General features: G+C 64.9%; 15 protein-coding genes. 1 reads left to right on the top strand and 14 read right to left on the bottom strand.

The window, feature by feature from the left end; genetic code table 11:
- The 13 genes from H5T60_02580 to H5T60_02520 all read right to left on the bottom strand — a co-directional run.
- A partial coding sequence (locus H5T60_02580) for a hypothetical protein (protein ID MBC7241316.1) occupies positions 1-276 on the bottom strand: 276 nt, incomplete at its 3' end.
- Position 277: 1 nt separating this feature from the next.
- Entirely contained in the window at positions 278-1036 is a 759-nt protein-coding gene (gene pgl, locus H5T60_02575) for a 6-phosphogluconolactonase (protein MBC7241315.1), read from the bottom strand.
- Between the two features lie 23 nt (positions 1037-1059).
- The gene (gene zwf / locus H5T60_02570) at positions 1060-2523 is read right to left on the bottom strand and encodes a glucose-6-phosphate dehydrogenase (GenBank protein ID MBC7241314.1); all 1464 of its coding nucleotides are present in this window, start codon (positions 2521-2523) and stop codon (positions 1060-1062) included.
- Entirely contained in the window at positions 2516-3451 is a 936-nt protein-coding gene (gene gnd / locus H5T60_02565; GenBank protein ID MBC7241313.1) for a decarboxylating 6-phosphogluconate dehydrogenase, read from the bottom strand. The genes zwf and gnd overlap by 8 nt, the downstream gene beginning before the upstream one ends.
- A gap of 20 nt (positions 3452-3471) precedes the next feature.
- Entirely contained in the window at positions 3472-4227 is a 756-nt protein-coding gene (gene rlmB / locus H5T60_02560; GenBank protein ID MBC7241312.1) for a 23S rRNA (guanosine(2251)-2'-O)-methyltransferase RlmB, read from the bottom strand.
- An 18-nt stretch (positions 4228-4245) separates the two neighbouring features.
- Positions 4246-5703, bottom strand: a complete 1458-nt coding sequence (locus tag H5T60_02555) for a cysteine--tRNA ligase (GenBank protein MBC7241311.1) — start codon at positions 5701-5703, stop codon at positions 4246-4248.
- Positions 5704-5707: 4 nt separating this feature from the next.
- The gene (locus H5T60_02550) at positions 5708-7207 is read right to left on the bottom strand and encodes a glutamate--tRNA ligase (protein MBC7241310.1); all 1500 of its coding nucleotides are present in this window, start codon (positions 7205-7207) and stop codon (positions 5708-5710) included.
- The gene (locus H5T60_02545) at positions 7197-7967 is read right to left on the bottom strand and encodes a cytidylate kinase-like family protein (GenBank protein MBC7241309.1); all 771 of its coding nucleotides are present in this window, start codon (positions 7965-7967) and stop codon (positions 7197-7199) included. The genes H5T60_02550 and H5T60_02545 overlap by 11 nt, the downstream gene beginning before the upstream one ends.
- A gap of 28 nt (positions 7968-7995) precedes the next feature.
- On the bottom strand, positions 7996-9042 hold the full coding sequence (locus H5T60_02540) for a PIN domain nuclease (GenBank protein MBC7241308.1): 1047 nt from the start codon (positions 9040-9042) through the stop codon (positions 7996-7998).
- Positions 9043-9320: 278 nt separating this feature from the next.
- Complete coding sequence (locus H5T60_02535) at positions 9321-10118, bottom strand: RNA methyltransferase (protein ID MBC7241307.1); 798 nt, start codon at positions 10116-10118, stop codon at positions 9321-9323.
- 34 nt (positions 10119-10152) lie between these two features.
- Entirely contained in the window at positions 10153-10512 is a 360-nt protein-coding gene (rplT, locus tag H5T60_02530) for a 50S ribosomal protein L20 (GenBank protein MBC7241306.1), read from the bottom strand.
- A gap of 71 nt (positions 10513-10583) precedes the next feature.
- Positions 10584-10799: a 50S ribosomal protein L35 gene (gene rpmI, locus H5T60_02525; protein ID MBC7241305.1), complete on the bottom strand. Its 216-nt coding sequence runs from the start codon at positions 10797-10799 to the stop codon at positions 10584-10586.
- Positions 10800-10920: 121 nt separating this feature from the next.
- Positions 10921-11436, bottom strand: a complete 516-nt coding sequence (locus H5T60_02520) for a translation initiation factor IF-3 (GenBank protein ID MBC7241304.1) — start codon at positions 11434-11436, stop codon at positions 10921-10923.
- Positions 11437-11755: 319 nt separating this feature from the next.
- On the opposite strand from H5T60_02520, the gene H5T60_02515 reads away from it, so the two are divergent.
- On the top strand, positions 11756-17734 hold the full coding sequence (locus tag H5T60_02515; protein ID MBC7241303.1) for an Ig-like domain-containing protein: 5979 nt from the start codon (positions 11756-11758) through the stop codon (positions 17732-17734).
- 50 nt (positions 17735-17784) lie between these two features.
- Here H5T60_02515 and H5T60_02510 read toward each other — a convergent pair.
- On the bottom strand, positions 17785-17968 hold a 184-nt coding region (locus H5T60_02510), incomplete at its 5' end, for a thiazole biosynthesis adenylyltransferase ThiF (GenBank protein ID MBC7241302.1).

Below are 17968 nucleotides of genomic sequence, written 5' to 3'. Positions count from 1 at the left end.
GTAGGCCAGCGGAGCGCCCAGCGAAAAGTACACCAGATAGGGCTTGCGGCGCGGCTTATTGTGGATCCAGCGCGCCGCCACCAATTGTATAGTTGTCCACCCTACCGTCTGGAGGGAGGTGATCAGCCCGATGAGCGGGTTCGAAGCGGTCAAATAGCGCAGAAATACCGGCATCACCGTATTGGAGCTGAAGAAGGCCAGCCCCATCCCGAAGGTGATGTAATTCCCCACGAGCAGGATCATGTTGCGGCGAAGCCCGCGTGGAACAGCCTCCATGCTATGCACCCTCTGTTGCAGAAGATGTGCGCAATCGCAGCCACAATGAGGCCGCCGGCGCATCCAACAGCCAGGTCACCGTGCCGGCCCAAGGCCGCACGCGCGCCGCCGGCAGGGCGTTGCGGTGCAGTGTCGGGTCTAACAGTATGCGGCACACCACCACCGCCTTGCGCTCCCCCGTCACCAGAAAGAGGACATATCGCGCCGCGTTCAACACCGGCAGGGTCAGCGTCACCCGCGGCAGTGCCTCCCCCAGCCGATGATTGACCATGGCCCAGCGGCGCGTCTCCAGCACCGCCGGCGTGCTGGGGAAAATCGACGCGGTGTGCCCATCCTCCCCCACGCCGAGGAAAATCAGGTCAAAGGCCGGCTCCTCCCCGAAAAAGGCGCGCAGTTCCTCCTCGTACGCCGCGGCGGCCTGCTCCGAGCCTTCCTCACATCGCACACGGTGGAGATGGGCCGGCGGGATATCCAGGTGGGACAGCCACTCCCGCCAGGCCAGGCCGTAGTTGCTGTCGGGATGGTCGGGGGGCACACAGCGCTCATCGCCCCAGAAAAGGTGCACCCGCTCCCACGGCAGAGCCTCGCGCCATGCCGGCTCTCCCAGCAGGCGGTAGAGCGGCGCCGGCGTATTCCCGCCGGCCAGCGCGACCACATACCGGCCGCGCGCGGCGATGGCCTCCCGGCCGGCTTTCACGAAACGCTCCGCCGCCTCCAGGGCAACTTCCTGATCCGTGGGCAGGACCCGCACCTCGACCATACAGTACGCCACCTCTTCCCCTCTCACGCGCCCTGACAGCCCAAGCTCCAGCGCCGGCCGGATTCCGCCAGCAGTGCGTCCGCCTCCGCCGGCCCCCAGCTACCCGGCTCGTAAAAATACAGCGGCACCTCGTCCGCGTCCCATGCCGCGACAATCGGATCAATCAGTTCCCACGAGCGCTCGATCTCATCCGCCCGGGCGAACAGGGACGCGTCCCCCTGCAGGGCGTCCAGGAGCAGGCGCTCATAGGCATCTGGGAGCACGATGCCCTCCGCGGCGTAGTGGTACTCCATATTGACCGATTTGGTGAGCATGCCGGCGCCCGGCACCTTCACCTCAAAGTGCAGATGGAACCCCTCGTCCGGCTGGATGCAGATGGCCAGCGAGTTGGCCGGCAGACTGCGCCCTTCCATCAGCTCGAACATGAGATGCGGCACCGCCTTGAACTGAATCAGTATCTCGCTGGCCTTCTGCGCCAAACGCTTGCCCGAGCGCAGGAAAAAGGGCACATCCCGCCAGCGCCAGTTGTCAATGTACAGCCGCAGTGCGCCGTACGTGGCTGTGCGCGAATCCGGCGCGATGCCCGGCTCCTGGCGGTAACCCAGGTACTGCCCCCGCACGCTGTCGCGGCGGGCATCCACCAGCCGCACGGCCCGCAGGACCTTGGCCTTCTCGTCGCGCAGGCATTTGGCGTCAAAGGCCGCCGCCGGCTCCATCGTCGTCAGGGTCAGCAACTGCATCAGATGATTCTGGAACATGTCCCGCAGGACGCCGGCCTGATCGTAATAGCCGGCGCGATGCCCCACACCGATGGATTCCGCCACCGTGATCTGGACATGGTCAATATAGGTGCGGTTCCACAGCGGTTCGAAGATGGTGTTGGCGAAGCGGAAGACCAGCAGGTTCTGCACGGTCTCCTTGCCGAGATAATGGTCAATGCGGTAAATTTGCTCCTCCGCAAAGTAATGATGCAGTTCCGCGTTCAGCGCCCGGGCGCTGGGCAGGTCCCGGCCGAAGGGCTTCTCCACCACGATGCGCACCCAGCCGGCCTCGCTCCGGGACAGGCCGGCCTCCCCCAAATGGCGGATGATAGGGACATAGAGCGCCGGCGGCGTCGCCAGGTAAAACAGCCGGCGGGCCTGGCCCTCCTCCACCCCGCGCGCTCGGTCCATCTCCTCCAGCCATGTGCGCAGTGCCTGGTAGGATTCGCCCGCTTCATAATCCAGGTGTCGGTAGTGCAGGCGCGGGGCAAAGCCGTCCCAACGGGCGCACAGTCCTGGCGATAGACGGGCATAGGCCCGCGCGCCCTCCAGCATGCGCCGGCGAAACTCCTCGTCGGAGAGCGGCGAGCGGGCCACCCCCAGGATTTCCAGCTCCCGCGGCAGGAGGCCGGCGCAGTACAGGCTGAACAGCGCCGGCACCAGCTTGCGTTGGGTCAGGTCGCCGGATGCGCCGAAGATGACCAGCGTGGCCGGCGCGTCAGGCATTTTCGCCATGAGCCTCCTCCTCGCCGGCGCGGCGCACCGCATGCCCGCCGAACTGCCGGCGCATGGCCGCCAGCAGGCGCGCTGCATAACTGTCCTCCTGGCGGGAGATGAAGCGGGCCATCAGCGACAAGGTGATCACCGGCGCCGGCACGTCCAGGTCAATGGCCTCCTTCACCGTCCAGCGCCCCTCGCCCGAATCCTCCACATACGGGGCGATCTCCCGCAGGTTCACATCCTCTCCCAGGGCCTGGGCAATCAGGTCCAGGAGCCAGGAGCGCACCACACTGCCGTAGCGCCATATCTCGGCCACCTGATGCAGGTCCAGCGCGAATTCCCGCTTGCTCCGCAGGATCTCGAACCCCTCGGCATAGGCCTGCATCATGCCGTACTCAATGCCGTTGTGCACCATCTTGACGAAGTGGCCGGCCCCTGTGGGCCCCACATGCCCCCAGCCCCGGTCGGGCGCCGGCGCCAGCGTCTCCAGGGCCGGCCGCAGGAGCTCCACCGCTTCCGGCGCGCCGCCCACCATCAGGCTGTAGCCCTGGGACAGCCCCCAGATGCCGCCGCTGGTCCCCACATCCACGAAATACAAGCCGCGGGCACGAAACTGCTCCGCCCGCCGCAGGGTGTCCTTGTAAAACGAATTGCCGCCATCCACCAGCACATCGCCGGCCTCCATGCGTTCCGCCGCCTCGGCCAGCGTCCGCTCCGTGGCCTCGCCGGCCGGCACCATGCACCACACCAGGCGCGGCCGGGACAGTCGGGAAACCAGCTCCGCGATCGAATAGGCCGGCTCCAGCCCCTCCGGCACCAGCGCCTGCGTCTTCTCCGGACTGCGGTTATAGCCCACCACGCGATGGCCGCCGCGCAGGAGCCGGCGCGCCATATTGGCGCCCATGCGCCCCAATCCGATCATGCCCAATTCCATCTGCCGCTCCTTTCTCCGGATCAGCCGCCTGCCGCCTGGGCGCGCTGGCGCCAGACCTCGTAGAGGGCCACTGAGCCGGCCACCGCCGCGTTCAGGGAATTCACCTTGCCGACCATGGGGAGATAGATCAGGAAGTCACAGGTCTCGCGCACCAGCCGGCTCATGCCCTCCCCCTCGCTTCCCACCACCAGCCCCAGCGGGCCGGTGAGGTCCGCCTCCACATACAGTTTGGCACCCGGGGCAAGCTCCACACCCGCCAGCCACAGGCCGGCCTCCTGCAGGGCCTGCATGGCGCGCACCAGGTTTGTCTCCTGGGCGATGCGCAGGTGCTCCACCGCGCCGGCGGAGGCGTTCACCACCGCCGGCGTGACGCCGGCCGCCCGATGCGCCGGCATTACCACGCCGTCCACCCCCAGCGCCTCGGCAGTGCGCAGTAAGGTCGCCACATTCTGCGGGTCCTGCAGGTGATCCAGCAGGAGCATCAGCGGCGGGGGGTCGCGCCGCGCGCACAGCTCCTGCAGTTCGCGCAGGGGGACATACGGGTACGGGGAGGCCTCCGCCAGGATGCCGTGATGTTTGGCGCCGGCCAGGCGCTTATCCATCTGCTCGCGCGGGGCCGTGCGCACCGGCACGCCAGCGCGCTCGGCCATCTCCACGATATCGGCCAGCGCATCGCGCACTTTGGCGCCCTCTGCCAGGTAGATGGCATAGATGCGCCGCCGGCCGGCGCGCAAAGCCTCCCGCACCGCGTTGCGGCCGTACAGCAGGTCAATCATCATGGTCGGTTTGTTCCATCAGCGCATGCGCCAGCGTGTGCCCTCGGGGCCGTCCTCGAGGATAATGCCCATCTCGTTGAGCCGCTGTCGGATGCGGTCAGCGCGCGCATAGTCCTTGGCCTGGCGCGCTTCCTGCCGCAGTTCGATCAAGAGCTGGACGAGCTGACCGGTCAGGTCCGCGCCGGCCGCTTCCTCGAATTTGGCCGGCAGTAACCCAAGCACATCGCCGGCCAGCTCATTGTACGTCTGATTGATGGCGGCCAGCGAGGCGGCGGAAAGGGGCCGGCCGGTATTGATCCAGGTGTTGGTCTCGCGCGTCAGCTCGAACAGTGCCGCCAGCGCCTGCGGCGTGCCGAAATCGTCATCCATGGCCTCCAAGAAGCGCGCTGTATGTTCCTCCAGCACGCGCACTACCTCCGGGTCGGGGTCATCGGTGGGCTGGCCGGCCCGCGCCAGCGCATCGCGCACCAGCTTCACGGCGATGTGCAGGCGCTCCAGCCCGCGCTCGGCGGCCTCCAGCGCCGGCTCGGAGAAGTCCAGCGGCGAGCGGTAATGACTGCTCAGCACGAAGAAGCGCACCGCCAGCGGCGAATAACGCTGAAACGCCTCTTTGAGCGTGACGAAGTTGCCCAGCGATTTGCCCATCTTGACGCCGTTGACGGTGACCATGTTGTTATGGAGCCAGTAACGGGCGAAGGGCACGCCGGCGGCCGCCTCCGACTGCGCGATCTCGCATTCGTGATGGGGGAACTGGTTCTCCAGCCCGCCGCCGTGGATATCGAACGGCTGGCCCAGGTACTTGGTGGACATGACCGAGCACTCGATATGCCAGCCCGGATAGCCCCACCCCCAGGGGCTGGGCCAGCGCAGGATATGGCCTGGCTCGGCGCGCTTCCAGAGGGCAAAGTCGGCCGGGTGCCGCTTCTCGGGGTTGGCCTCGATGCGCACGGCCTCGACCAGCTCCTCAATACGCCGGCCCGAAAGCTTGCCGTACTCCGGGAAGGTCTCCACCGAGAAATAGACCGAGCCGTTCACCTCATAGGCGTGCCCCTTTTCCAGCAGGGTGCGCACCAGCTCGATCATTTCCGGGATGTGGCAAGTGGCGCGCGGCGAGATATTGGGCCGCAGGACGTTCATGGCGTCCATGTCCTCGAAATAGGAGCGGGTGTAAATCTCCACCAGCTCCATCGGCTCCAACCGCTCCAGCCGCGCCTTTTTCAGGATTTTATCCTCGCCGGCGTCCGCGTCATCGGTCAAATGCCCGACGTCGGTGATGTTCTGCACGTAGCGCACCTGATAGCCCAGATAGCGCAGGTAGCGCACCACCACGTCAAAGGACACATAGCTCTTGGCGTGTCCCAGATGCGCATGGCCGTAGACCGTCGGGCCGCAGACATATATGCCCACTTTCCCCTCGTGCAAAGGGACGAAAGGCTCTTTACGTCGGGTCAGCGAGTTATACACGTACAGTGTCATCGTCTCATCTCCTCTCCGCCAGGGCGTTCCGCACGCGGGCCACGCGCTCCAGACAGCGCTCGCGGCCCAGCAGGGCAATAACCAGGTGAAGCTGGGGGCCGTGCAGGCGGCCGGTGAGCGCGGCGCGCAGGGGGAACATGACCTGCCGGCCGGCCAGCCCGTGCGATGCTTTCAGCGCACCCCGCAGTTCCGCCAGCATCTGCTGGACGCTCTCCGGCCGCAGGTCCGCCAGCCGGCGCAGGCGCTGGTCGAACTCCGCCAGGACAACGCCGGCGGCCGGCTCCGCCAGCACCTGTTGGGCGTCCGGCTCCAGCGGGACATCCGCGAAGACAAAGCGCACTGCGTCCGTGATCTCGGACAGACAGGCCAGCTCCTCATAGACCGCTTCCACCAGGGCGGCCAGCCATGCCTCCGGGTCGGGGAAGCCGCAGTCCGGCCGCCAGGCCGTCTCGGCGCCGAAGGCCTCCCGCAGGTACGGCCGGCACAGCGCCACAATATCAGCCAGCGGCCGGCGCTTGAGATGCTGGCGGTTGAACCAGGCCAGGCGCTCCAGGTCAAACACCGCCGGGCTTCGGGACAGCCGTTCCAGCGAGAAGTGGCGCACCATCTCATCCAGCGTCATCAGCTCACTGCCGGTGCCCGGCGTCCAGCCCATGAGTGCCAGGAAGTTGGCCACGGCCTCGGGCAGGTAGCCCTGCCGGCGGTACCAGTCCAGCTCCATGTCCCCATCGCGCTTGCTGAGCTTCTTCCGCTCCTTATTGACGATGAGCGGCAGGTGGATGAAGGCCGGCGGCTCCCATCCAAAGGCCTGGTACAGCAGGATATGCCGCGGCAGGCTGGGAAGCCATTCATCCGCCCGCATGACGTGTGTGATGCGCATGAAATGGTCATCCACGATATTGGCCAGGTGATAGGTGGGGAAGCCGTCCGATTTCATCAGGATGAAGTCATCCAGGGTGGCGTTGCGCACCTGGCGCTTCCCCAACAGCAGGTCGGTATATTCCGTTTTGCCGGAGGTGGGCGTCTTAAAGCGAATGACCGGCTGAATGCCCTGTGCCTCCAGGGCGCGGCGCTCCTCGGCGGTCAGATTGCGACAGCGCCGGTCGTAGCGCGGCGGCACGCCGCGGGCTAACTGCTCCGCCCGCATCTGCTCCAGCCGCTCGCTGGAACAGTAGCAGTAATATGCCTTATCATGCTCGATCAGATAGCGCGCCCATTCCTGGTACAACGCCAGTCGTTCCGACTGCACATACGGCCCATAGGGGCCGCCCACATCCGGGCCTTCGTCCCAATCCAGGCCGAGCCAGCGCAGGCTCTCATATATGGCCTCGACCGCCCCCTCGATGCGGCGCGTCTGGTCCGTGTCCTCGATGCGCAGGACGAAAGCACCGCCCTGGGAGCGGGCAAATAACCAGTTGAACAGTGCGGTGCGCATGTTGCCCAGGTGCGGCCGGCCGGTGGGGCTGGGCGCAAAGCGCACCCGCACGGTACCTTCAGATGCCATCCGTCTCGTCTCCTTCGGGGCCGCCGGCGGGCTGGCCGCTGTCCCGCTCCACTGCCATACCGCCCGCCTGCCAGTGTCGCGCCACCGCCACGATGGCGCGCACGGCGCCGGCCGTCCCCAGCTTCGAGGTGTTCAACACCAAGTGATACAGGGTCGGGTCCATCCAATCCACGCCGTAGTGCCGGCGCAGGTACTGGCCGCGCGCTTCGTCGCTGGCCCTCAGCCGGCGCAGAGCCTCCCCGCGCGAACACCTGTCCCGCTCCATCACCCGGCGCAGACGGTCCTCAAACGAGGCCAGGATTTGCACGTGCACGGCACGCGGGTCATCCCGCAAGATGGCCTGGCCGCCCATCCCGACGATGAGCACGTTCCCCTGCTCCGCCAGATCGCGGACCACCATTCCGATGACCTGCACATACCGCTCCAGGCTGGCCGCCGTATCGCGGGCGGAAGGGAAGGCCGCGGCGAACGCCCCTCCGAAGGGAAGCGCCCAGGGGCTGACGCTCTCCGTGGGAGGTTCCTGGGAGGGGCGCACGCCGCCGGCGGCCAGTATGCCCATCAGCTCAATCATGCGCTGTACCAGCCCCCGCTGTCCCTCGTAGGTCAGCTCCTCGAAGACGACCTCCGGCACGCCGGCGGCCAGCGCGGCGCGGCCGATCAGCGCCCTGTCAACGACCTGTAATTCCAGAGCCTTTGCCACGCCGGCGATCACCAAATCCGCCCCCGCGCCCATCTGGCGCGAGACCGTGATAATCGTCATGCCCCCCGAATCTCCCAAATTATGCGCACTAACCGTTCACCTGCGGTGTGGCGAACAGCATGCGGCCGGCGGCCGTCTGCAGAACCTTGGTCACCATCACCGTGATGGTCTGATTAATATAATGCTTGCCGTTCTCCACCACCACCATCGTGCCGTCATCTAGGTATCCCACGCCCTGGTCCACCTCCTTGCCCTCCTGGATGATGTGCACCTGCATCGTCTCCCCGGGCAAGATGACCGACTTGACGGCGTTGGCCAGTTCGTTGATGTTCAGCACGGTGACCCCCTGCAGCTCGGCCACCCGGTTGAGATTGTAATCGTTGGTGATGATGGGACAGTGATACTTCTTGGCCAGCAGGATGAGCTTGTCGTCCACCTCGCGGGTGCCTTCCACATCCATATCGGTGATGCGGATGGGGACCACCGAATCCTTCTGGAGCTTGTTGAGCATCTCCAGGCCGCGCCGGCCGCGGTTGCGGCGCAGGGGGTCCGGCGAATCAGCGATGTGTTGAAGTTCCGCCAGCACAAAGCGCGGTACTGTGATGACGCCGGTGATGAAGCCGGTGCGGCTGATATCGGCGATGCGGCCGTCAATGATGGCGCTGGTGTCCAGCAGTACCATATGCCGGCCACCCCCTTGCCCGCCCCCCTCGAACCCACTGAAACGGGACTCGAACAGGGCGAACAGGTCCGCCTGCCGCATGACCATCACCGCCACGCCCAGATAGCCGAAGATCACCGCCCCCACGAACGGCAGGATCTGCCCGAACGGCGCCGGCAGTAACGAGAGCGGCAGTGCCAGCAGTGCCGCGATGATCAGCCCGACGACCAATCCGATGACGCCGGCGGTGAGCTGATGGGCCGGCATCTGGCGGATAGCGCGTCGGACCGCGCGGAACGGCCTGGTAGTGAAATAAGGCGTGACGAGCAGACCAAGTGCGGCGCCGGCGAGGGATAAGACGATGATATACGGTAGGGAACTGGGTTGAGACCCGCCAAGGATGAAACCCACCTGCCAGCCAATAATGCCGAAGGCGATCATCCCCACCAGGCGCAGGAAAAATTCAAAGCTCATAATCATATCCTCCATCAATAAACCCTGCGGATTATCTATTCAATTGTACGGCGCGGCCGGCGGCAGAATGAAAAATGATAGAGCGATAATACGGAATGACATTCACCCGCCGGCAGATGGAATTACCCTTCCTCACCTCCTTTCATCACTAACGGGAAACATGCCGCTGATATATTGATCCCCCAATACTCCATCCGCTCAGGGGTTGGTATCTCAACAAGGATGCGCACAGCGTATCCGCACTACCTAATATAAATATATCCGACTTTGCCAACAAGTCAACACCGGGCCTGGACCCTGCGCTGGCGGGCGGCTTCGAACAGGATAATACTGCCGGCCACCCCCACGTTCAGGGACTCGGTCTGTCCCAGCATCGGGATATAGATAGCCTCGTGCGCCAACCGGCGCGCCGCCGGCGATGGGCCGTGCGCCTCACTGCTCACGATAAGCGCCGCCGGCCGCGTCCAATCCACCTCGTCATAACTGCGCTCGCCCCTCACATCAGCCAGGTAGACGGTCAGCCCCTGGACGGCGCCGGCGATATCCTCCCAGCGCATGCCCCAGCGCATGGGAAGACGAAAATGTGCGCCCATCCCGCCGCGCACCACCTTGGGGTTGAAGACATCGGTCGTGCCCTCGCTCAACAGCACCAGCTCCACGCCGGCGGCCTCCGCGGAGCGCAGAAGCGTGCCCAGGTTGCCGGGGTCCGCCACCGCATCCACAATCAGCACCAGCCCGGGGTACTGCGGGGCCGGCCGCTCGGGGAACGGCACGACAGCCAGGATGCCCTGCGGCGTCACTGTCTCGGCCATGTGCTCCATCACATGGGGTGCCACCTGCTCCGCCGGCCATCCCTGCTGGCGGATGCGCGCCAGCACTTCTCGTCCTTCCGCTCGTTCCGCAAACTCCTGGGTATAAAAAACGAGAGCGGGCTGGAGACCCGCTCTCAGGGCTTCTTCCACCAGGCGAAGGCCTTCGACAACGAACCTCCGCTCGCGACAGCGTGCCGGCCGCTCGTACAGGGAGCGGACGTATTTGACCTTGGGGTTGGAAGTGCTGGTGATGCCTGCCGGCACGGGCACTCCTCCCTTGCGAGCGCCTGCCGCCGGGCTAGCTGGCCAGGGCGACCTTGGCGGCTTCCGCTAGTTCGGCGAAGGCGGCGGGCCGGCGCACAGCCATATCGGCCAGGATTTTGCGATCCAGCTCGATGCCGGCCTGCTTCAGGCCGTGCATGAAGCGGCTGTAGCTCAGGCCGTGCAGGCGGGCGGCGGCGTTGATGCGGGTGATCCACAGCCGGCGGAAATCACGCTTGCGGTTGTGGCGATCGCGCTGTGCGTACCACAGCGACTTCAGCATGGCCTCGTTGGCCCGCTTGAAGCGGCGTGTGCGGGTCAAGCGCTGACCCTTCACCATCTTGAGGATTTTGTTGTGACGACGACGAACCATCACACCACGTTTTACCCTTGGCATACTCACCTCCTCTCACCGCACAGGCACGTGGTGTCGGACGCCCGGGCGGTGGAACGAAAAATGAATTGGATTTAGTGTCCGGTCTTCTGGAGATAGGGGGCCAGCCGTGCGACACGGCGCTTAGCGCCGCGGCTTTCGACCTCGATCATGCGGTCGAACAGGGCCTTGACGCGCGCCGACTTTTTGCGCCGCAGATGGCTCTTGCCGATCTTCGTGCGCATGAGCTTGCCCGAACCGGTGTACCGGAACCGCTTGGATGTCGCTTTATGCGTCTTCAGTTTTGGCACGTTATCCCTCCCTGTACAATTAAGAGATACTCACTTGGCAAGGCTCTGACAGGAAGACGCCGGCCTTTCAGCCGGCGCGCCCGCAAAAGCCTATCCATTTACGCCCGATGGACGAACCGCGTTATTTGGAAAGGGGGGCAAACAGCATCACCAGCGTGCGCCCTTCCACCTGGGGCTCCTGCTCTACGGATGCCACATCGGCCACCTCTGCCGCTAGGCGGTCCAGCAGTTCCTTGCCCACCTCCGGATGGGCCAACTCTCGGCCGCGGAAGAGCACCCGCACCTTCACCTTGTGGCCGCTGGCGAGGAACCGACGCATGTCTCGCAGTTTGAAGGCCAGGTCATGTTCGCCAATCTTCGGACGCAGGCGCACTTCTTTGACTTCGATGGTCTTCTGGGACTTACGGGCTTCCCGCTCGCGTTTGGCGCGCTCGTAGGCGAACTTCCCGTAATCCATCAGCCGGCAGACGGGCGGGTCCGCATTGGGGGAGACCTCCACCAAATCAAGGCCTCGCTCCTCGGCCAGGCGCAGTGCCTCCGCCGGCGTCATCACGCCGACCTGCTTGCCCGTCTCGTCAATGACCCGGACCTGCGATGCCCGGATTTCCTCGTTGACGCGATGTGCTTTACTGCTGATAGCGGCTCCTCCCTTTCACATGCAGTGCATCGGAAACGACTGGCACACCAAAGCGGCCAGCAGATCCACTTCCCTGGCCGGCACAGCCAAAACTATACCATAAGCACCGCCGAAAGTCAAATAAAGGTGACAGTCACCTCTAAATGGAACCTTTCCCCAGGGCTTGACGTCATAATAATGGTCTGCGATAATAGAACGACCTGAATGAACTCTGCCCCCTCGCCGCGGCTTCTGCAGTGCTGTGACCCGCTCCGGTAGGGCGTTTGCGCCTCTCCACTTCATGCTGGAAGGAAGGATGAAAATGATGTCCGGAGACAAGATGACGGTTGCGATGGTATCTATCCTGGTGATTCTCGCTATGCTCCTGCCGGCATGTGCGCCGCGCACGCCCACACCCCAGCCCACCCCTACGAGCGGCCAGACGCCGGCGCCGGGCGGGCTACAACCGGTATCGTTCGGCCCTCTGCCCCCTGTCCTGGTATCCCGCACGCCGGCCCCCGGCGAGGAATGGCGGCCCGGCCAGCCGGTGGTGCTCACCTTCGACCAGCCCATGGACGCCGAATCGGTGAAGGCCGCCTTCTCCATGCGGCCGGCGCTGGAAGGGGAACTGCGCGTCGAGGGGCGCTCCGTCATCTTCACGCCCAAAACCGCGCCCGAACGTTCTGCCACCTACCACCTGACGCTGGCCGAGACGGCCAAGAGCGCCGCCGGCCTGGCATTGAGCCGGCCGCTGGAACTCCGCCTGCAGACGGTCGGCTTCCTGGAGGTTTCCTCGGTACAGCCGGCAGACGGCGCCATAGATGTCAGCCCTGACAGCATGATCCTCGTGGTCTTCAACCGCCCAGTGGTCCCTCTCACATCTATTGAGGACCAGAAGGGTCTGCCCCAGCCGCTGGTCATCGAGCCGGCGCTGGAAGGGGAGGGCGCATGGGTGAATACCTCCGTGTACGCCTTCAAGCCGGCAAAAGGTCTGGCCCCTTCCACCGAGTACTGGGTCACCGTCAAGGCCGGCCTGCAGGACACCACCGGCGGAGAGCTGACCCAGGACTTCACCTGGTCCTTCTACACCGCACGGGCGGAAGTCATCAGCACCGAGCCGGCCGGCGATATGATCGCCCCGGAGAGCCCCATCACCGTGACCTTCTCCGTGGCCATGGACCCCGCGTCCACCGAACAGGCCTTCTCCCTGCGCCATGAAAAGAGCGGGGAACAGGTCGCAGGCACCTTCCAGTGGTCCGAGGACGGCCGGCAGATGATCTTCCGGCCGGCGGAGATGCTCCGCTTCGGCGAGGAGTACCAGGCGCTCATTGATGACACCGCGCGGCCGGCCGTCGGAGAAGAGACCCTGCTGGCGCCGGCCAAATGGAGCTTCCGCGTCGTGCCCCTGCCGGCGGTCAAGAGCACTTCTCCAGCCCAGGAGGCGAAGAATGTGGACCCCTACAGCGGGGTGGAGATTTACTTCACCGCGCCAGTGGTGGAGAAGACCATCGCGCCCAACCTGCGCATCATCCCCGAACCGACCGACGTCTACACCTATTACTCCGAATATGAGGCGCGGCTGTGGATATCCTTCTCGAAGGAGCCGCAGACCGACTACACCATCATCCTGGGCGCCGGCATCAGCGACCGCTGGGGCAACCATCTGCCGGGAGATTTCACCCTGCGCTTCCGCACCGGCGACTACCCTCCCAGCCTTTCGCTGGTCGGTGCCAGCGGCATGGCCGGCACGTACAACGCCTACTGGCCGGCGGAGGTGGTGCTGAACCACCGCAACATCGAGGGCGTCGAGTGGGCCTTGTTCCGCCTCTCCCTCGAAAACTACCTTAAATTCGAGGGGGACAGCGGTTGGCGCGAATACGAAAATTTCGTCCCCTCGGAGAGAGACCTGTTGTTCCAGGGCCAATTGGCGTTCGACACCAAGCCCAATGCCCTTGGCAGGACCAAGCTCTCGGTCATCGGACAGGCCGGCGCCACGCTCCCTCCTGGCCTCTATTTCCTGCGCGTTCTGCCGACCGGTATGACGCAGAAAGAGCGGGCGCAGTACGCCATCCGGCATGTCATGATTGTATCCCCCTATCACCTCATCCTGAAGACCGGCGCGGCGGAGAGCCTGCTGTGGGCCACTGACTGGAAGACCGGTGATCCGGTACGCGATATCCCTGTGCATCTGTACGACAAGGGTGCTAAGGAGATCGCCGCCGGCCGCACCGACGAGCGCGGGCTGTTCCAGGCCCCCCATCCCCAGCAGGATATGTGGAGCTCCGTGGTAGCGGTGCTGGGCGACCCGGCCGAGCCAGTCGGCGTCATTAGCCGGCGCTGGAACGACGGCATCTCCCCCTGGGAATTCGACATCCCGTCGGAGAACTATATTATCCCCTACTGGGTGGGCCATCTCTATACCGACCGGCCCATCTATCGGCCGGGGCAGACCGTGCATTTCAAGGGCGTCCTACGGGCGGACGACGATGCGCAGTACTCCCTCCCCACGAGCATCAGCTCGGTGCGGGTGCGCATCAACGACCCGCAGGGCAACAAGGTGTACGAGGAGACACTGCCCTTGAGTCCCATGGGCACCTTCGCCGGCGATTTCGAGCTGGCCGAGGAAGCCGCCCTCGGCTACTACTATATGGAAGCCATTGTCCTGGGGGAATCCGAAGACCAGCCGGCGTACAGCTTCGGCCAGAGCTTCCAGGTGGCGGAGTACCGCAAGCCCGAATACCAGGTCTCCGTGACCACCGATAAAGACGAGTATATCCAGGGCGACGTCATCAACGCGGCGGTCCAGGCTAATTACTACTTCGGCGGGCCGGTGCGCAATGCCAAGGTGGAGTGGACCATCTTCAGCCAGGATTACTGGTTCGAATATCAGGGCAAGGGCTGGTACAGCTTCCAGGACTATGACTGGACGCAGGAACCGGGCTATTCCTTCTACGGCCGGGAGATTGCCAGCGGCGCCGGCCAAACCGACGCCGAGGGGCGCTTCGTCTTCCAGGTGCCGGCGCTCATCCAAGAAGCACGCTTGAGCCAGCAGTTCACCATTGACGTTACTATCACCGACGTCAACGACCAGGTGGTGGCCGGCCGTGCCAGCGCCATCGTGCACAAGGGCGAGTACTATATCGGCCTGCGCGCCCAGCGCTATGTGCTCAGCGCCGGCCAGCCGGCGGACATCGAGATCATCACCGTCGACCCGCAGTCCCAACCCATGCCCAATACCCCCCTCCGGGTGGTCGCCTACTCCACCCGCTGGGACAACGTCCAGCAGGAAGACGAATACGGCAACCTGTACTGGACCAGCAAGGTCATCGAGACGCCGGTCATCACCCGCACCGTGACCACCGACGCCAACGGTCAGGCGACCTTCACCTTCGTGCCGGAAAAGGGCGGGAGCTATCGCGTGCGCGCCATCGGCCGTGACCACCGCGAGAACGAGATCCGCTCCGCCGTGGATATCTGGGTCAGCGGCCGGCCGGACGAGTTCGTGAGCTGGCGGCAGGAGAACAACTACCGCATCGAGCTGGTCGCCGACCAGAAGGAATACCGGCCGGGCGATGTGGCCACCATCCTCATCCCCTCCCCCTTCTCCGGGCCGGTGAAGGCACTGGTGACGGTCGAGCGCGGCCGGCTCTACTCCGTGGAACTGATGGAGCTGACATCCAACAGCGCCACCATCAGCGTGCCCATCCGCGAGCAGTATGTGCCCAATATCTTCGTCTCTGTGGTGCTGGTCAAGCCCCAGGACGCCGCCGATCCACTGGGCTCCTTCCGCGTGGGATATATCCAGCTTCCTGTCACCGCGGAGAGCAAGGAGCTGAAGGTAGAGGTCATCCCGGACAAAGATACGTATCAGCCGCGCGATGCCGCCACGTTCACCATCCGGGCTACCGACTGGATGGGCCGGCCGGTGCAGGCGGAGTTCTCGCTGGGGCTGATTGACAAGGCGGTGCTGGCGCTGGGCGGCCCGGGCCAGGGCCTGATGAAGGATGCCTTTTGGCATGAACGTGGACTGGGCTTCACCACCGCCGGCAGTCTGGTCACCTCCGTCAACGTGCGTGCGGAGCAGGCCGTCGCGGAGATGCCGGCCGGCAAAGGTGGCGGTGGCGGCATGGAAGGTGCTGACATGTTCGTCCGCACCGAGTTCCCCGACACCGCCTACTGGAACCCCTGGGTCACGACCGATGCCAGCGGCCAGGCCGCGGTCACCGTGACCCTGCCGGACAACCTGACGACCTGGCGCATGGACGCCCGCGGCATCACCGCCGACACGCGCGTCGGCGTCCAGACTGCAGATGTCATCGCCACCCTGCCCCTGATGGCCCGCCCGGTACTGCCGCGCTTCTTCGTCATCGGGGACGAGGTCGAGATCTCCTGCATCGTGCATAACAACACCGACGCGCCGGCCTCCGTCCAGGTGACGCTGAGCGCGGACGGCGTGGAAACGGCCGATGTGCTCGGGCGCACGGTGGATGTGCCGGCGCACGGCCTGCAGAAGCTGAGCTGGAGGGCGCGCGTGCAGGCTGTCGAACAGGCCCGCATCCGCTTCACCGCGGAGGGCGCCGGCCTGCGGGATGCGGTGGAACATGTCCTGCCGGTCTATCACCCCTCCACACCGGAGACGGTCGCCACCGCCGGCCAGATCGACGCCAAAGGCGAGCGCGTCGAGGCCATCGTCCTGCCGCAGGTGCTGGATCCCAGCATGGGCGAGCTGACGGTGACCATAGACCCCAGCCTGGCCGCCGGCATGCGCGACGGACTGAAATACCTGGAAAGCTATCCCTATGAATGCATCGAGCAGACCGTCAGCCGCTTCCTGCCCAACGTCTTCACCTATCGCGCCTTGAAGAGCCTGGGCATCCGCAACCCCGAGCTGGAGGAGAAACTGCCCACGCTGGTCAGCACCGCCCTGCAGAAACTGTACTCCGCCCAGCGCTTCAACGGCGGCTGGGGCTGGTGGGTGCGGGACGACACCGATAACTATCTGACCGCCTATGTCCTCTTCGGCATGACGGAAGCGGCACGCGCCGGCTTCCCCGTAGATCAGGACGTCATGGCGCGCGCCGCCCGCTACCTGCGGGAACGCCAGTATCCCATCCGCACCACCACCAACGTCTGGCAAATCAACCGGGATGTCTTCCAGCTCTACGTGCTGGCGAACTATGATGAGTGGGCCGGCGAGGATGCCACCCGGGAGCTGAGCCGGGCCGTGCTCCTCTTCGACAACCGGCAGAAAATGGGCATCTGGGCGAAAGCCCTGCTGGCCAACGCCTTGGGCGCCATCGACCCCGGGCAGAAGAGCCGCGTGGACACCCTGCTCTCGGACATCTACAGCCAGGCCATCCTCAGCGCCACCGGCGCCCACTGGGAAGAGGCGTACCAGGACTACCGCAACATGAACACCGACACCCGCACCACAGCCATCGTCCTCTCTGCGCTGGCGCGCTATGACAAGGACAACCCACTCGCCGGCAACGCCGTGCGCTGGCTGATGTCGGTGCGTAAAGAGGGCCGCTGGGAATCCACCTACGAGACCGTCTGGGCCCTGCTCGGCCTGACCGACTGGATGGTGGCCACCGGCGAGCTGGAAGGGGATTACTCCTTCGCCGTGGACGTCAACGGCAATGTCATCGCCCAGGGTAAGGTGACCCCAGAGAACGTGGACGAGCAGGTGAAGGCGCAGGTGGCCATCGCCGACCTCCTGCTGGACCAGGCGAACCGCCTGCTCATCACCCGCAGTGCCGGCGCCGGCGAGTCCGACAAAGGGCGCCTCTACTACACCGCGCACCTGAAATACTACCTGCCGGCGGAAGAGGTCAAGGAACTCTCGCGCGGCGTCATCGTCTCGCGGGAATACCGCCTGGCCGATGCGCCCGACACCCCTATTACCGCCGCCAAGGTGGGCGACGTCATCCAGGTGCGGCTGACCATTATCGCGCCCAATGACCTACACTACGTGGTGCTGGAGGACCCCTTGCCGGCCGGCTGTGAGGCCATTGATACTAGTCTGGAGACCACCAGCGCCACCATGGAGCCGCCGCGCCTGGAGCAGGTGGAGAAGCCGGAAGGCCCCTGGTGGAAGTGGTGGTGGTACGGATGGTGGACCCCCACCCATACCGAACTGCGGGATGAAAAAGTGGTGCTCTTCGCCACGTACCTGGCGAAAGGCACTTATCAGTACACCTATCTGATGCGCGCCAGCCTGCCGGGCAGTTTCCAGGTCATGCCGGCGACGGCCTACGAGATGTACTTCCCCGAGGTCTTCGGGCGGAGCGCCGGCCGGCGCTTCGAGATCACCCGCTGAAAAAGGGAAATCATAGGGGGCCAGCAGTGCTGGCCCCCTATGCGTTTTCATCAGGTGCCGATATATCGGGCATATAGGGTGCGCGCCTCCGCTTCATCAGTCGTGCCCTTGATGATAGCGCGCCCATTGGGGAAGACGATCAGCTCCCGCCCATCCACTTCCAGACTGAGCAGGAAACCGTTGTAGATCACACGAACCACATTCGAAAGCCGGATCGCCAGCTCTTCCAGGGAC

The organism is Anaerolineae bacterium (genome assembly GCA_014360855.1).
Taxonomy (GTDB): Bacteria; Chloroflexota; Anaerolineae; order JACIWP01; family JACIWP01; genus JACIWP01.
The sequence above is the reverse complement of the archived record's forward strand: the minus strand, read 5'-3'. Positions and strand labels throughout refer to the sequence as shown.

Bases quoted from the DNA above. Each gene is read 5' to 3' on its own strand.
- pgl (MBC7241315.1), bottom strand. From the start codon at position 1,036: ATGGTCGAGGTGCGGGTCCTGCCCACGGATCAGGAAGTTGCCCTGGAG.
- zwf (MBC7241314.1), bottom strand. From the start codon at position 2,523: ATGCCTGACGCGCCGGCCACGCTGGTCATCTTCGGCGCATCCGGCGAC.
- gnd (MBC7241313.1), bottom strand. From the start codon at position 3,451: ATGGAATTGGGCATGATCGGATTGGGGCGCATGGGCGCCAATATGGCG.
- rlmB (MBC7241312.1), bottom strand. From the start codon at position 4,227: ATGATTGACCTGCTGTACGGCCGCAACGCGGTGCGGGAGGCTTTGCGC.
- H5T60_02555 (MBC7241311.1), bottom strand. From the start codon at position 5,703: ATGACACTGTACGTGTATAACTCGCTGACCCGACGTAAAGAGCCTTTC.
- H5T60_02550 (MBC7241310.1), bottom strand. From the start codon at position 7,207: ATGGCATCTGAAGGTACCGTGCGGGTGCGCTTTGCGCCCAGCCCCACC.
- H5T60_02545 (MBC7241309.1), bottom strand. From the start codon at position 7,967: ATGACGATTATCACGGTCTCGCGCCAGATGGGCGCGGGGGCGGATTTG.
- H5T60_02540 (MBC7241308.1), bottom strand. From the start codon at position 9,042: ATGAGCTTTGAATTTTTCCTGCGCCTGGTGGGGATGATCGCCTTCGGC.
- rplT (MBC7241306.1), bottom strand. From the start codon at position 10,512: ATGCCAAGGGTAAAACGTGGTGTGATGGTTCGTCGTCGTCACAACAAA.
- H5T60_02515 (MBC7241303.1), top strand. From the start codon at position 11,756: ATGACGGTTGCGATGGTATCTATCCTGGTGATTCTCGCTATGCTCCTG.